The 15380-nt window shown below is 65.2% G+C and carries 11 protein-coding genes; 9 read left to right on the forward strand and 2 right to left on the reverse strand.

The annotated features are described in order from the left end of the window. Positions 1-429: 429 nt before the first annotated feature. The 4 genes from EWM63_RS12945 to arsH are packed head-to-tail and all read left to right on the forward strand — an operon-like array spanning position 430 to position 3176. A complete protein-coding gene (locus tag EWM63_RS12945; RefSeq protein WP_130186896.1) occupies positions 430-744 on the forward strand; it encodes an ArsR/SmtB family transcription factor in 315 nt (104 codons plus the stop codon). Further along, on the forward strand, positions 738-2018 hold the full coding sequence (locus EWM63_RS12950) for an arsenic transporter (RefSeq protein ID WP_130186897.1): 1281 nt from the start codon (positions 738-740) through the stop codon (positions 2016-2018). Before EWM63_RS12945 ends, EWM63_RS12950 begins: the two co-directional genes overlap by 7 nt. A 20-nt stretch (positions 2019-2038) precedes the next feature. After that, the gene (gene arsC / locus EWM63_RS12955) at positions 2039-2467 is read left to right on the forward strand and encodes an arsenate reductase (glutaredoxin) (protein WP_130186898.1); all 429 of its coding nucleotides are present in this window, start codon (positions 2039-2041) and stop codon (positions 2465-2467) included. Next, complete coding sequence (arsH, locus tag EWM63_RS12960; RefSeq protein WP_130186899.1) at positions 2460-3176, forward strand: arsenical resistance protein ArsH; 717 nt, start codon at positions 2460-2462, stop codon at positions 3174-3176. Before arsC ends, arsH begins: the two co-directional genes overlap by 8 nt. 24 nt (positions 3177-3200) lie before the next feature. On the opposite strand, the gene EWM63_RS12965 is transcribed toward arsH, so the two are convergent. Both EWM63_RS12965 and EWM63_RS12970 read right to left on the reverse strand, forming a co-directional pair. After that, the gene (locus tag EWM63_RS12965; RefSeq protein WP_130186900.1) at positions 3201-6509 is read right to left on the reverse strand and encodes a DEAD/DEAH box helicase; all 3309 of its coding nucleotides are present in this window, start codon (positions 6507-6509) and stop codon (positions 3201-3203) included. Between the two features lie 108 nt (positions 6510-6617). Then, on the reverse strand, positions 6618-8201 hold the full coding sequence (locus EWM63_RS12970; protein WP_130186901.1) for a carboxylesterase/lipase family protein: 1584 nt from the start codon (positions 8199-8201) through the stop codon (positions 6618-6620). Positions 8202-8911: 710 nt separating this feature from the next. On the opposite strand from EWM63_RS12970, the gene EWM63_RS12975 reads away from it, so the two are divergent. From EWM63_RS12975 to EWM63_RS12995, 5 genes are all read left to right on the forward strand, one after another. After that, on the forward strand, positions 8912-9127 hold the full coding sequence (locus tag EWM63_RS12975) for a TOBE domain-containing protein (RefSeq protein WP_130186902.1): 216 nt from the start codon (positions 8912-8914) through the stop codon (positions 9125-9127). Positions 9128-9186: 59 nt separating this feature from the next. After that, positions 9187-10341 (forward strand): sigma-54 interaction domain-containing protein, encoded by a 1155-nt coding sequence (locus EWM63_RS12980; protein ID WP_229487878.1) that lies wholly within the window; start codon positions 9187-9189, stop codon positions 10339-10341. A 226-nt stretch (positions 10342-10567) separates the two neighbouring features. Continuing rightward, positions 10568-12091: an amidohydrolase family protein gene (locus EWM63_RS12985; protein WP_130186903.1), complete on the forward strand. Its 1524-nt coding sequence runs from the start codon at positions 10568-10570 to the stop codon at positions 12089-12091. 134 nt (positions 12092-12225) lie between these two features. Beyond that, a complete protein-coding gene (locus tag EWM63_RS12990; protein ID WP_130186904.1) occupies positions 12226-13581 on the forward strand; it encodes an LLM class flavin-dependent oxidoreductase in 1356 nt (451 codons plus the stop codon). A gap of 244 nt (positions 13582-13825) precedes the next feature. After that, on the forward strand, positions 13826-15370 hold the full coding sequence (locus tag EWM63_RS12995) for a putative porin (RefSeq protein ID WP_130186905.1): 1545 nt from the start codon (positions 13826-13828) through the stop codon (positions 15368-15370). Positions 15371-15380 lie beyond the last annotated feature (10 nt).

The following is a 15380-nucleotide window of genomic DNA, read 5'->3' on the forward strand; positions in this document are numbered from 1 at the left end:
TGGGTCCTATGCCTGGTGGGTTGCAAAACGACAAGATCTTAGTTGCGTTAAATGACATGTTGATGACGTAACGCTGCCTTTGTTACTTTTCGATAGTCACCACCGCTCCGGCCTGTACCGAGAAAATGCGATTCCCGTTGCCATGCCGCAAAACTGGGGACGGACCCCTGTTTCTAGGAAATATTGCTGGAGTATTCAATGCGTAACGGCCTAGCAAACGTAATCGGCTGTGAAACTTTCCTCTAAGCAGGGCGATCCGGTGATCTAGTACATCTCCAGTTATGTTGAGAAAACTTTCCTCGAAACAGGGGTACGTCCCTAGTTTTGCCAGCGAGGAACGCGTGAGACAGTGGTGCTGTTCCTGTTGCCATGAACGTCCATATTCCGTAATATATTTCGATAATCGTTGAAGTATCGAAATGAATAATTATGCAAACCAGTGATGTACTGGCGGCCCTGGCCGCCCTCGCCCAGGAAAGCCGCCTGGCCATCTTCCGGCTCCTGGTGCAGGCGGGTCCGGATGGCCTGGCGGCCAGCAGGATCGCCGAAGCGCTCGGCATCGCCCCCTCCTCGCTGTCGTTCCACCTGAAGGAACTCACGCATGCCAAATTGCTGGTATCGCGGCAGGAAGGCCGCTTCGTCATCTATGCGGCCGATATCGGCGCCATGAATGCCCTCATCGGTTTCCTTACCGAGAACTGCTGCGGCGGCGTGCCGTGCGGCGTGGGCGGGAAAACGTGCTGACGGCGTTCCTCATCTTCGTTGCCACGCTGGTCCTGGTCATCTGGCAACCGCGCGGCCTGGGCATCGGCTGGAGCGCCGCGATCGGCGCGCTGGTGGCGCTGCTGGCCGGCGTGATCCACGTGGGCGACATCCCCGTCGTCTGGCACATCGTGTGGAACGCCACCGGTGCCTTCGTTGCGGTCATCATCATCAGCCTGCTGCTGGACAAGGCCGGCTTCTTCGAATGGGCGGCGCTGCACGTGGCGCGCTGGGGCAAAGGGAACGGCAGGCGCCTGTTCGCACTGCTCGTGCTGCTCGGTGCAGCCGTGGCCGCCGTATTCGCCAACGATGGCGCGGCCCTGATCCTCACGCCGATCGTCATCGCCATGCTGCGCGCACTGCGCTTCAATGCCCGCGCCACGCTGGCGTTCGTGATGGCGGCCGGCTTCATTGCCGATACGGCCAGCCTGCCGCTGGTCGTGTCGAACCTGGTGAACATCGTGTCGGCCGATTACTTCGATATCGGCTTCGCGCGCTACGCTGCCGTCATGGTGCCCGTGAATGCCGTGTCGGTCGCCGCCACGCTGGGCGGCCTGCTGCTGTTCTTCCGCAAGGACATTCCGGCCAGCTACGACATGGCGCAGTTGAAGCGGCCGGAAGACGCCATCCACGACCGGGCCACGTTCGTCACCGGCTGGTGGGTGCTCGCGCTGCTGCTGGTCGGCTTCTTCTGGCTCGAGTCGCTGGGCGTGCCGATCAGCGCCGTCGCGGCGGCGGGCGCCGTGCTGCTGCTGGCCGTGGCGGCGCGCGGGCACCGCATTGCCACGCGCGAGGTCCTGCGCGGCGCGCCGTGGCAGGTCGTCATTTTCTCGCTCGGCATGTACCTCGTCGTGTATGGCCTGCGCAATGCCGGCCTCACCGATTACCTGACGGCCTTGCTGGAGCGCTGCGCTACATATGGCGTGTGGGGCGCTGCCCTCGGCACGGGGGTCATCACCGCCCTCCTGTCGTCGATCATGAACAATATGCCCACCGTGCTGATTGGCGCGCTGTCGATCGACGCCACGAGCACGCAGGGCGTCGTGCGCGAAGCGATGATCTACGCGAACGTGATCGGCAGCGACCTGGGGCCGAAGATCACGCCGATCGGCAGCCTCGCCACCCTGTTGTGGTTGCACGTGCTGGACAGCAAAGGCATCCACATCTCGTGGCGTTATTACTTCCGCACCGGCATCGTGCTCACCTTGCCCGTGCTGCTGCTGACCCTGGCCGCACTGGCCATCCGTTTGACCTGAAGATTCGCTGAGGAGACATCATGAGCGTCACCATCTACCACAACCCCGCCTGCGGCACGTCGCGCAACACGCTGGGCCTGATCCGCAACGCCGGCATCGAGCCGGTCGTCATCGACTATCTCTCCAATCCACCGGACCGCGCCACGCTGGCCGCCCTGGTTGCCAGCGCCGGGCTCACCGTGCGCGAGGCGATGCGCCAGAAAGGCACGCCCTATGTGGAACTCGGCCTGGACGACCCGGCCGTGACGGACGACCAGTTGCTCGATGCCATGCTGGCCCATCCGATCCTGATCAACCGGCCGTTCGTCGTCACGCCGGTTGGCGTGCGGCTGTGCCGCCCATCGGAACTGGTGCTCGACATTCTCGCCGAACCGCAACGGGGCGCGTTCACGAAGGAAGACGGCGAACCCGTCATCGACGAACAGGGGCAGCGCGTCGACCATGGATAAGATCGCGAACCTGCCCAATATCCAGCCCGGCCAGCTGGACATGCCGACCCTGCAAAAACTCGCGCCGGTTGGCGCCCTGGACCACCCGCCGCGCTTCCTGCTGCTGTATGGCTCGCTGCGCGAGCGCTCGTTCAGCCGCTTGCTCATCGAAGAGGCGGCGCGCATCCAGGAGCACTTCGGCGGTGAAGTGAAAATCTTCGACCCGGCCGAACTGCCGATGGTGGGCAGCGTGCCGGAAGACCACCCGAAAGTGGTGGAGCTGCGCGAGCTGTGCCTGTGGTCCGAAGGGCATGTGTGGTGCAGCCCGGAGCGGCACGGCGCCATCACGGCCGTGATGAAGAACCAGATCGACTGGATTCCGCTGGAACAGGGCGCACTGCGGCCGAGCCAGGGCCGCACGCTCGCGGTCATGCAGGTGTGCGGCGGCTCGCAATCGTTCAACGTCGTCAACACGCTGCGTCTGCTGGGCCGCTGGATGCGCATGTTCACGATCCCGAACCAGTCGTCGGTGCCGATGGCATACAAGGAATTCGACGACGCGGGCCGCATGCGCCCTTCCGCGTATTACGACCGCGTCGTCGACGTGATGGAAGAACTGTATAAAATCACGCTGCTGATGCGCGGCCGTACCGATTACCTGACGGACCGGTACAGCGAGCGCAGCGAACGGGCGCTGAAGGCGATCGACCGGCAGATTGCACGGCTTTGATCCGGCGCCACGACAGCCCGGCGCTCATCCAAGAATCGCCTGCAGCTCCTCTGCCCCGAACCCCGGCCCCAGGCCGCCCTCGGCATCGACCACGGCATGCGCCAGTTCGCCCTTGCGGCGCTGCATCTCCTGGATCTTTTCTTCCAGCGTGCCGCGCGCGATGAGCTTGTAGACGAATACCGGCTGTTCCTGGCCGATGCGCCAGGCGCGGTCGGTGGCCTGGTTTTCGCTGGCGGGGTTCCACCACGGATCGTAGTGGATGACCGTGTCGGCTGCGGTCAGGTTCAGCCCAACGCCGCCCGCCTTCAGGCTGATCAGGAATACCCCGGCCGTGCCCTGCTGGAAGGCGGCAATCGGCGCGGCGCGGTCGACGGTATCGCCCGTCAGCAGCGCGAATTCCACCGCACGGGCCTGCAGGACTTCCGCGATCAGCGCCAGCATGCTGGTGAACTGCGAGAACACGAGTACCTTGCGGCCTTCGCTCAACAGCGTATCCAGCAGTTCCATCAGCGTGTCGAGCTTGGCCGAACCGCTGGCGGCGGCAGCGGCTTCATGATTCTTGAGCAGGCGCGGATCGCAGCACACCTGGCGCAGCTTGAGCAGCGCATCGAGAATCACGATCTGGCTGCGCGCCAGGCCCTTGCGGTCGATCTCGTCGCGCACCTTGCGGTCCATGGCCACGCGCACCGTTTCATACAGGTCGCGCTGGGCGCCGCCCAGGTCGACGGGCAGCACGATTTCCGTCTTGGGCGGCAGTTCGGTCGCCACCTTGTCCTTCGTGCGGCGCAGCATGAACGGCTTGATGCGGCGCGCCAGCAGGTCCTTGCGCAAGGTGTCCCCGCCGTGCTCGATCGGCTTGCGGAACACGGCATTGAAGCCTCGTTCATCGCCCAGCAACCCCGGCATCAGGAAATGGAATTGCGACCACAGCTCACCCAGGTGGTTCTGCACCGGCGTGCCGGTCAGGCACAGGCGGTGCCGCGCGTCGAGCAGGCGGGCCGTCTGGGCGGCGCGGGAACGGCTGTTCTTGATGTATTGCGCTTCGTCCAGGATCAGCAGGTGGTAGCGCTGCTGGCGCAACGCGGCTTCGTCGCGGGACAACAGCGGATACGTTGTCAGCACCAGGTCGGCCTGGCCGATGGCGTCGAACAGCGCCGCCCGGTCCTTGCCATGCAGGAGCAGCACGCGTAGCCCTGGTGCGAAGCGCGCGGCCTCGGCCTGCCAGTTGCCCATCAGGCTCGTCGGCGCCACCACCAGCGCCGGCGCATCGAGCCGGCCCGCTTCCTTTTCGGCCAGGATGTGGGCCAGCGCCTGGATCGTCTTGCCGAGCCCCATGTCGTCGGCCAGGATGCCGGCGAAGTCATGCTCGCGCAGGAACTGCATCCAGGCCAGGCCCTCCTGCTGGTAGGTGCGCAGCGTGGCCCGCAGGCCGGCCGGCGCGGCGGCCGGGACGATGCCGGCAAAGCCGTCGAGCTTCCTGGCCAGTTCGCGCAGGCGTTCGCCGCCGACCCAGCGCAGCTGCGCGGCCCTTTCCAGTTCGGCCAGCCGGGCCGCATCCATCACGGGCAGGCGCAGCTTGCTGCCCAGCCGCTCGGTGAAATACAGCTCACCCAGCGTGGCCAGGATCGGCTTGATGCGACTCCACGGCAGGGCGACGCGCCCGCCCCCGGGCAGGTCGACGAGGATCTCGCTGTCGTCCGTCCGCGCGGCCAGCGCCGCTGCGTCAAAATCGTAGGGTGCCGCGCGGATCAGTTGCAGCAGCAGCGGCAGCAACGCGTGGCGCTTGCCGTCGATGAAGAACCCGAGTTCGAGGGCGAACCAGGCGTTGAATCCTTCGCCTTCCTCGTCCAGTTCGGCATACCACTCCTGCGGCTCATGGAAGTCATAGCGGAAATCGCTTTCCATCTCGACCTGCCAGCCGGCGGCGCGCAGGCGCGGCACGCCATGGCGCACGAAGTCGAACCAGTTGGCCGGATCGGGCAGGCGCCAGGCGCCAAGCCAACTGTGCGATGGCGATTCGTCCGCTTCGCCGAGGAATCCAAGACTGGCGAGCATGGCGCATGCCGAACGTTCGGCATCCGCGTCGCGTTCGACCAGTTCGACCGCATCGCCCGTCATCCGGCGCAAGACCGCGGGGGCCGCGCCGGTGACCGGCATGCCGTCGTAATCGAAGGACAGCACTGCATGATCGTCCCACCATGTCTCGCCACGAAAGTCGGCAGGCAGGCTGTCGAGCACCAGGCGCGGTACCGGCACGATATCGCGGCGCTGGCGGCTTTCCAGTTCCACCGGCGAAGGCAGCAGCCGGTCCAGGCCTTGTCCGGCCAGGCGTGCCGCCATGCCGGCACGCTGCTGCGGCGCCAATGGCGGGGCAGCAGCGACCAGGCCCAGCAACGCGTCGAGCGGCACCGCGGCCAGTTCCTGCGGCAGTGCCAGTTCGCCCAGCATGTCGCCATCCAGGTAGTGCGCAGGCTCGGTGGCCAGGACATGGCCGGCCGGCATGCCGTCGTCGAAGTGCCAGCCCAGCCGCACCTGTTCGCTGCCCGTTCCGTCGCCATGCCAGCCGAGCGCGGCGCGCCTTGGCGGCCCCAGGCGAACGGGCACCACGTTACCGTTCTTCAGTTCGGCAGCCGAGCGGGCGAACAGCAGGCGGTTCTCCGCGCACAGCTGGGCCAGCAGGCGGGCGCCGATCGTGCCGGCGGGCCGGATATCGCCGGCATACATGCTGCCGGTGCGCAGCGCGGACAGCAGGCGCACCGGCTCTTCGTCCTCCCGCCGCAGGTAGTTCGGCCGCATGGAAAGCAGGCTGTACAAATCATTGTGCAGGGTGGCGGCGACGATGCTACCGTTCTTGCGCAGGCGTGCCTTGCACAGGTTCAGGCGCAGCAGGCCATCATCGCCATCCGGCATCAGCACGTAGACCAGCCGGTACTCCGGGCCGCGCGCCGGTGCGGGAGCAGGCTGCGCAAGGGTTTGCGCAAAGGTTTGTGCAACCCTGCCCAGCCACAACTCGGCCTTGGGCGGCAGGGCCGATGGCGCTACGTCAGGAATTTCCTTGCTGTCTTTCATGCTGGCCAGCAGCACCGCCACCACGTGCTTGCAGTTGTGGTCCATGGGGCATGTGCAGTCGCCGTCCACGAGTACGCCACGCCGGCCTGGCTTCAGGTAGATGGTTTGCTCATAGACCTGGCGCCCGCTACCTTCGACTTCGCCAAGGAGAACATCGTCGTCCCACAGCACGCTGGCGACCTTGCTCCGGCGCGCGTAATCCTCGCCGCGTGCAAAGGTGCCGGAATCGAACTGGTGCCGAATGTCGTCGATGGAAAAATGCATGGGAGATGTCATTGCAATGAGTGCGGCATTATCCCCGATCGGTGGCGAGTCCCGGCCGCCACTTCAGCTAAGTACCGCCGCTCAGTACCGCCCCTCAGTAATCTCGTTTCACGTACCCGGCTGCACGTAAGGCACCTTGGCAAAGAGTCGCCGCTCGGCGCCACGCGGATCGTCCTCCAATCGTGGCGGCACGTCGAAGATCATGGTCTGACGGCGTGCCATGCCATAAGGTTCCCAGCGCGGCATGAGCGGATGATTTGGATCACCGCTGCGCGCGAACGCAATGAACGCCTCGCTCATCATGTCCGCCATTGCCTGCGCCTGCGGGCCGATCGCCGTGGCGCCCGGCTTGGCGATGTTGTCGAACACGAGCTGGATGTCGGCAGCGTGCGGCGCGCCGAACTTGCCGCCATGCTTCGGCGTCGCCCAATCGAGCTGGTAGACAAAGGCCGGGCTGCCGGATTTCGCGCGTTCTTCCGCTTCGATGATCGCGCCGCGCCAGGAACGCGAGGCGGTGGTGATCTTGAACAGCAGGTCGCTGGCGGACAGCTTCGGGTACAGCTGGCGATACGCGGCGATCACCGCTTCCGGCTGGATATCGACACGCATGTTCGGCACCAGCTTCGCGGGCAGCTGGTCCCACGCCAGGTTGAAATTGGCCGGATCGCCGCCCAGGAAGGCGCGCGTTTCATCGTGCGTATTCCCGATCATCATCGGGATACGGGCCGATTGCGCCGGCGCGTCCGGATAGAACGGGTGGCGCAGCAGGTTGCGTTCGTCCAGCACCGGCGCGAACGATACACCGCCGTAAGGCAGTACCGGATCGCGCGTGCCCAGCACATCGACGATACGTTGATACGGTATCGTGCGGATGGCGTCGATCCGGTCCGCCGGCAATTTCAACGCGTCGAGCACTGCCTGCGCGCGCAGCGTGGCATTGAGCGGGCCGCTAGCCGTCACCTGCTGGCCGCTCATCGTGGCCGCCCGGTGGAACAGGCCGGCCGCTGCGGGCATCGCCATCAGCGTGGCGATCTTGGCGCCCCCGCCGGACTGGCCGAATACGGTAACGTTGCCCGGATCGCCGCCGAATTCACGGATATTGTCGCGCACCCATTGCAGCGCCAGGATCAGGTCGAGCTGGCCGGCATTGCCGGAATCGGCGAAGTGCGTGTCACCGTGACGCGCCAGGTACAGGTAGCCGAACGCGTTGAGGCGATGGTTGACGGTCACCACCACCACGTCGCCGCGGCGGCACAGGCGCACGCCGTCGTACAGCGGGCTTGAACCGGAACCGTTGTTGTACGCGCCGCCGTGGATGTAGAACATCACCGGGCGCTTTACCCCGTCGCGCAGGCCCGGGGTGTACACGTTGAGGAACAGGCAGTCCTCGCTCGTCGCGTCTTCCTTGCTGGACTGGGGCGACGCGGCCCCATGTTCGAGCGCATCGCGCACGCCGCTCCAGCGCTCCGGCGGCAGCGGCGCCATGAACCGCCGCGGCGCCGTATCCGCGCCATACCGGATGCCCTTGAACACGTTCACGCCGTTGTCGCGGTAGCCACGCACCTGGCCGTGGCCAGTGGTGGCGACGGGCGATTCGCTGGCGGCGGCACGGGCAGGGGTTTCAAGGCCCAGCGCGCCGGTAGCGGCCAGTAGTGAATGTTGCAGAAAGGTGCGGCGCTTCAGTTCGGGCATGGCGGGCGGTCAATGAAGTTGGTCCAGCCACCAGCTTAGCCGAACACCATGTGGCCTGACCACATTGTGCCGACCATTGCGCGTTAAAAATGGCCCTGGAAACAAAAAACGCCACGGCAGGTGGCGTTTTTCATGAAGGGCACAGGCGCCGCATCAGAAGATCAGATAGATCAGGACCAGGACAACGGCCGGAACACCCAGCAGCCAGGCGAGCAGATATTTACCCATGATGATTTCCTTTCAGATGAGGTATCGATATGGCTTCATCATGCCGTGCCGACGCCACGCCGTCCGTACGCTACTGCACCGTGCGCCAGCAATTCGCCACGTGCCGCTCGTTATTCGTTCCGCGTATAAACATCGGCAAAACGATTAGTTCTTATTTTTCAGGCATTTCTTTAACCTGAGGCTCTACTGAAATCGTCAGGGGCCAGGACCCATGCAAACGACAGCCGTCCATTCCATGCCAAAACCGGGCCACCGGGCGATTCGCGCGTGCAGGATGCGGGCGTGCTGTAGCGCCCGGGCCTGACGCCTTTCTTTCACCGTTACCGTGCCTCGCCACCGAAGTCGTGGCGAAAGAACGCCATCCACCCGATGGCCGGACGGCTCTTGCCCGCACCAGGGCACCGGGCTGCCAGGCACGCCCCGCCGGTACCTGCCAGGCATCCCTGTCCACATTTTTTTTCAGCTCACCACAAGGAGAATCCATGAGCATCAAGGCCATCAACGTCCGCAACCAGTTCCGCGGCAAAGTAAAGGAAATCATCGATGGCCCGGTCGTTTCGGAAGTCGACATCGAAACGCCGGCCGGCATCGTCACGTCGGTCATCACCACCCGTTCCGTGCGCGATCTCGGCCTGGCACCCGGCGTGGAGGTGGTGGCGCTGGTCAAGGCCACCGAGGTGTCGATCGCCAAGCTGTAACTACCGGTGCCGCGCCGCGGCACCCGCATCCGCACCTTCAATACCATTTGCGAGGCACTGTGAACAAGGTACTGACTTTTCCCGATTCGTTCGGGATGGCGCTGTCGATCCGCGCCAAGGCACTGTTATTCCACGATCCCCGTTCCCTTGCATTGCTCGAGCAGGTCGAACGGGTGGCGCGCAGCGATGCCACCGTGCTCGTCATCGGCGAGACCGGCACCGGCAAGGAACTCGTCGCCCGCCACATCCATGCGCAGAGCGAACGGACCGGCCCCTTCATCGCCGTCAATTGCGGCGCCTTCAGCGAATCGCTGATCGATGCGGAATTGTTCGGGCATGAAACGGGTGCCTTCACCGGCGCCACGCAGGCCCGCGCCGGCTGGTTCGAGGCGGCCAACGGCGGCACGCTGTTCCTCGACGAGATCGGCGACCTGTCGATGGCGCTGCAGGTCAAGCTGCTGCGTGTGCTGCAGGAGCGGCAAGTGGTGCGCCTCGGCTCGCGCCGGCCGATTCCGCTAGACGTGCGCCTCGTCGCCGCCACCAACGTCGACCTGCACAAGGCGATCGCCGCCGAGCGCTTCCGCTCCGACCTGTATTACCGGCTCAGCGTCGCCACGGTGAACCTGCCGCCCCTGTACGAGCGGCCCGGCGACATCCTGCCGCTGGCGCGTCACTTCATCGGCCTGTATGGCGCGAAGATGAAGCTGGACGATGTCGAACTGGGCGACGACGCGGCGAGCGCCTTGCTGGCCTACGACTGGCCCGGCAATATCCGCGAACTGGAAAACGTCGTCCATTACGCGCTGATCGTGTGCCGCCAGGGGCGTATCAGTGCGGAGGATCTGCGCATCGGCGGGCGCGTGCCCGGCAGCCGCGGCGCTGGCCCCATCGCGCCCACCGCGTCCATCTCCCAGCCCGCGGCGGTAAATCACGCCGTCACGCCCGCAGCGGGCTCGGGCCTCGACCGGCTCGACGCGCTGCTGAACGACCTGGTCGAAGCAGGCGAGCCGGCGCTATTCGATACCGTCGAAGAACGCCTGATCCGCACTGCGTTTTCCGCCTGCGAGCAGAACCAGGTGCAGACGGCGAAGGCGCTGGGCATCAGCCGCAATGTGCTGCGCACACACCTGAAGCGCTTTGGCCTGATCGGCAGCGAGCCCGCCGGTGGGCTGCACGATACCCGGCCTTTCCACCGCCTGTCCGCCACGCTGTAGTGTTCCGGCGCAGCCGCGCCGGAAACTTTTCTTCCCCGCCGTTTCTCCTTCGTTTCTCCTGCCTTCCTCCCGCTGTTGCGCCACTGTGCGCCAGCCAGCACGCCCTGCGCAGCAAGCAGCAGCCTGGCCGCGCCACAGGCCGTTTTACCCCCGTTTTTGCATGGCACGAATGCTGCAATGGACATGGTAGCTCCGCCCCGACCTCAACATCCATTGGAGAACCACCGTGAACGACCGCCTCGACCGCCTCAGCGCTTCCCCTTCCGTCGCCGTCAAGCAGAAGCTCGACTTTCCCGTCATCGATACCGATGTCCATACCAACGACTACACGCCCGACCTCGAGGACTACGTGGCCAATTACGGCGGCGTGAAGCTGGTCGACGCATTGCGCAACGCATCGGCTTCGCGCATCGGCCGTGGCTTCATCGGCAACGGCAAGAACTGGTACGAGCAGACGCCGGAAGAGCGCCAGTACTACCGCACCATCCGCGCGCCATGGTGGGCGCGCGTCACGAAGAACACGCTGGACGTGGCCACCTACCACCTGCCCGAACTGCTGTACGAGCGCCAGGAAGAGCAAGGCTCCGATTATTCGATCCTGTTCCCGAACAACGTGCTGGCACCGCTGGGCGTGCGCGACAAGGATGACCGCACGGCGCTGCAGCGTGCCGTCAACCACTACCACGCCGACCTGTACCGCAAGTACAGCGACCGCCTCACGCCGGTCGCCGGGATCGGCCTGCACACGCCGGAAGAAGGCATCGCCGAGCTGGAGTTCGCGATCAAGACACTGGGCCTGAAGGCCGTCAACATCGCCGGCAGCGTGCGCCGTCCGATCCGCGCACTGGCCGACAAGTACCCGGCCGCCGACCATCCGGAACTGCAGAAGTACATCTCGTACCAGGACTTCTACGGCATCGACAGCGAATACGACTACGACCCGTTCTGGGCCAAGGCCATCGAGCTGGGCGTGCCGATCCTCACGCACTACGGCAGCCAGGGCTGGACGGGCCGCAGCTCGATCAGCAACTACATGAACAACCACATCGGCCACTTCGCCGACGGCTCCGAAGCGTTCGCCAAGGCGCTGTTCTTCGGCGGCGTCACGAAACGCTTCCCGCAACTGCGCGTGGGCCTGCTCGAAGGCGGCGCGGACTGGGGCGCGCGCGTGTTCACGCACCTCGTCGACCGCTGGGAAAAGCGCAGCCTCGAAGGCCTCAAGAACTACGACCCGGCCGCCACCGACCGTGCGCTGCTGACCGACCTGTTCGCCCGCTATGGCGCCGACCTGACGAAAGGCCGCTCGATCGAAGGCGAAGACCTGATCCGCGACACGCTCGGCGCCCACTACACGCACGGCTCGCGCCAGCCGCAGGGCCTGGAGCTGGAGGACTTCGCCAAGGCCGGCATCGAGAAGGTGGAAGACATCAAGGCACAGTGGGTCGACAACTTCTTCTTCGGCTCCGAATCCGACGACCGCACGATCGCCACCGCGTTCAACGACAAGTCCAACCCGCTCGGAACGAAGATCAACGCGATCTACTCGTCCGACGTAGGCCACTGGGACGTGCCCGACCTCACCGACGCGCTGGCCGAAGCCTATGGCCTCGTCGAGCAGGGTGTCATCAGCGAAGCGGACTTCAAGGCCTACGTGTTCACGAACCCGTACAAGCTGTACACCGAAGCCAACCCCGACTTCTTCAAGGGCACCGCGGTGGAAGCCAAGCTGAAAGCCAACAGCCCCCGCTGACAACAGCTGTTCGAACCCCAGTGCAAATGCCGGGGTCAGACCCGGCGGGTCTGACCCCAGCCCTTGCCGCTGGGTTCAATGCCTGCTGTACCGGCCCGCTTGCAGTACCTATCACCTCATTACGGAGAAAATTCATGTCTCAGCGCAAGATGCGTCTCGGCGCCTTCATCATGGCCACCGGCCACCACATCGCCGCCTGGCGTCATCCCGGTTCGCAACCGGATTCGGGCGTCAATATCGACCATTACATCAAGGTCGCGCAGACCGCCGAGCGCGGCAAGTTCGACCAGGTGTTCGTGGCGGACAGCCCCGGCGTGGCGTACCGCGGCCAGGATAACGAGGCGTTCAGCCGCCAGGGCCGCGTGTCGTACTTCGAGCCGGTCACGCTGTGGTCGGCGCTGTCGGTGGTCACGAAGCACATTGGCTTCGTCGCCACGGCATCGACCACGTATGAAGACCCGTTCCTGCTGGCCCGCAAGTTCGCCTCGCTCGATCACATCAGCAAGGGCCGCGCGGCATGGAATGTCGTCACCACCGGGGCCGATTCCGTGTACGGCAATTTCGGCCTGGAGGCGCACCCGGACCCGGAAGTGCGCTACGAGAAAGCCCACGAATTCCTCGACGTCGTGAAAGGCCTGTGGGACAGCTACGAGGACGACGCGTTCTCGCGCGACCCGGAAAGCGGCGTGTACTTCGACCCGGACAAGCTGCATGCGCTGAACCACCACGGCAAGTACCTGAAGGTGGCCGGGCCGCTGAACCTGGAGCGCTCGCCGCAGGGACAGCCGGTGATCGTGCAGGCCGGGTCGTCGGAACCGGGCCGCGAGCTGGCCGCGGCCACGGCCGAAGCGATCTTCACGGCGTGGACCAGCCTCGAAGAGGCGCAGGCGTTCTACAGCGACGTGAAGGGCCGCCTGGCGAAGTATGGCCGCCGCCCGGACCAGCTGCTGATCCTGCCCGGCATTTCGCCCGTCATCGGCCGCACGCAGGAAGAAGCGGAGGCGAAATGGGCCGAGCTGCAAAAGCTCATCCACCCTTCCGTGGGCCTCGACACGATCGCGCGCTTCTGGCCGGGCGAGGATTTGACGAAGTGGGATCTCGATGCGCCGCCGCCCTACTACCCCACGCCGCCGGCCGGCAAGAACAGCCGCCACCACGTGGTGATCGAGCTGGCGCGCCGCGAACAGTTCACCGTGCGCCAGCTGTACGAATACCTGGCCGGCGCACGCGGCCACTGGGTCGTGGTGGGCACGCCGCAGAAGATCGCGGACGAGATGCAGAAGTGGTTCGAGAACGGCGCGGCCGACGGCTTCAACGTGATGCCGCCGGTGCTGCCGCAATCGCTGGAGGAATTCGTCGACCTGGTGATTCCCGAGCTGCAGCAGCGCGGCCTGTTCCGCACCGAATACGAAGGCACCACGCTGCGTGAAAACCTGGGGCTGGACAAGCCGCAGAACCGCTTCGCCATCAAGGCCGCGAAAGCCGCCTGACCCTTGCCCCCGTTGCGAAGCCAGGCTCGGTGCCAACGAGCTGTTGGCTTCGCAGCAGCGGCGCCGCCGGTTGCTGGCAATGTGCTGGCGAATCGACAGAAAACCCCGTGAAACACCCCGAAAATGCCCTGAAACAGATGGCACGGAACCTGCGTAGTAAAGGAAAACAGCAGGTGAACCGTCAACCCATCAGGAGCATTGTTTGAAGTACCTACATCGAAGACTATGCAGTGTCGCCGGCTTCTTGACGATCGCCGGCGCGGCCCAGGCGGCAGGGCAAAGCAACGAGGATCTGCAGCGCCAGATCGAAGAACTGAAGGCCGTCGTCAAGAGCCTGCAGCAGCAGGTCCAGGCCCAGTCGGCACCGGTCGCGCGAACCTCGTTGGCCACCGCGTCGGTGACCTCGTCGGCAACCTCCGAAACGGCAGCTAAGGCTGGCGCCACGGCCGAGAAAACCACCATCGGCCCGGCGGCGGCCGACAAGGCCGACCCTGGCGCGCCAGGTGTCGACATCGCCGCCAACGTCGACGCCAATCCCGGCACGGACACGCAGGGTGCGGACGCCCCGCAGGTCGCCACCAAGGCCGACATCGACGGCCTGCGCACCGACCTGGAAAACTACAAGTACGAGCAGAAACGCAACCGCGAAACCAAGACAGCGCTCACCACGCGCGGCACCACGATCGGCGGCAGCGTGCAGGCGCGCTACACGTCGCAGGACCCGGCCGTGCGCACCGGCAGCACGGCCTCGGCGGCGGACCGTTCGTCGAGCTTCGACATCCCGCAGGCCACGCTGAACTTCGCGGGCAGCCTGTACCGCGACTACTCGGAAGGGCGCAACCTCGACTATCGCCTGGCGTTCGCGTACGCAAAGAACAGCCCGGGCACCGACGGCAGCCAGCTCAATGCCACCGACGCCTACATCCGCTACAGCCCCTTACCCACGCTGACCGGCCTGGAAGACCCGCGGCTGACCATCACGCTGGGCCAGCAGCAGATCCCGTTCGGCCTGGAAGCGCAGATCGGCGAGGAGCTGCGCCCCGTGATCAACAACGCGCAATTCCTCGGCGGCCTCGGTGTGGGCACGCGCCAGATCGGCCTGATCGTGCGCGGCGACTACGACCCGTATGTCGACTATGGCTTCAACTACCGCGCACCGTTGCTCGAGTATGCGTTCGGCGTCGTCAACGGCAGCGGCCCGAACAAGTCGGACGACAACAACCACAAGGACTACATCGCCCGTGTCGCGTTCACGCTGCCGGTCGATTACTACAGCGTGTTCCGCGAGCTGAAGTTCGGTGCCTCGGCCTACAAGGGCAAGCGGAACCTGACCGCCGGCACAGGGACAGGGACAGGCGCCACCGTCGTCGGCCAGGGCAAGCGCGACCGCTACGGCTTCGACATCTACTACAACCACGCACCGTTCGGCGTCACCTACGAATACGTGGAAGGCCGCGACGCCACCGCCAGCAACGGCCCGGTCACCAAATCGCGCGGCCAGTACCTGACCGCCTTCTACACGTGGGGCGAGCAGTGGATTGCCAGCTCGCGCGCCCAGGCCAAGTATGACGACTTCTGGCCGAAGTCCTACCAGCTGTTCGCGCGCTACGACGCGTTCGATCCGAACACGGCGCTCGTCAACGACAAGACCAAGGCCGCCATCCTCGGCTTCAACCTGTTCTTCGCCGAGACCACCAAGTTCCAGCTCAACCTGAACCACTACGACTACCAGAACCCGGCGCAACGCAGCTCGAACGAGTTGCTGGCCCAGTTCCAGTTCGGCTTCTGACCATCACAGG

Origin of the sequence: Pseudoduganella lutea, from assembly GCF_004209755.1 — a bacterium.
GTDB classification, from domain to species: Bacteria; Pseudomonadota; Gammaproteobacteria; order Burkholderiales; family Burkholderiaceae_D; genus Rugamonas; species Rugamonas lutea.

What these genes read in the sequence shown, in the direction of transcription:
- EWM63_RS12990 (WP_130186904.1), top strand. Translation starts at nt 12,226, where the DNA reads ATGTCTCAGCGCAAGATGCGTCTCGGCGCCTTCATCATGGCCACCGGC.
- EWM63_RS12975 (WP_130186902.1), top strand. Translation starts at nt 8,912, where the DNA reads ATGAGCATCAAGGCCATCAACGTCCGCAACCAGTTCCGCGGCAAAGTA.
- EWM63_RS12970 (WP_130186901.1), bottom strand. Translation starts at nt 8,201, where the DNA reads ATGCCCGAACTGAAGCGCCGCACCTTTCTGCAACATTCACTACTGGCC.
- EWM63_RS12945 (WP_130186896.1), top strand. Translation starts at nt 430, where the DNA reads ATGCAAACCAGTGATGTACTGGCGGCCCTGGCCGCCCTCGCCCAGGAA.
- arsH (WP_130186899.1), top strand. Translation starts at nt 2,460, where the DNA reads ATGGATAAGATCGCGAACCTGCCCAATATCCAGCCCGGCCAGCTGGAC.
- EWM63_RS12965 (WP_130186900.1), bottom strand. Translation starts at nt 6,509, where the DNA reads ATGCATTTTTCCATCGACGACATTCGGCACCAGTTCGATTCCGGCACC.
- arsC (WP_130186898.1), top strand. Translation starts at nt 2,039, where the DNA reads ATGAGCGTCACCATCTACCACAACCCCGCCTGCGGCACGTCGCGCAAC.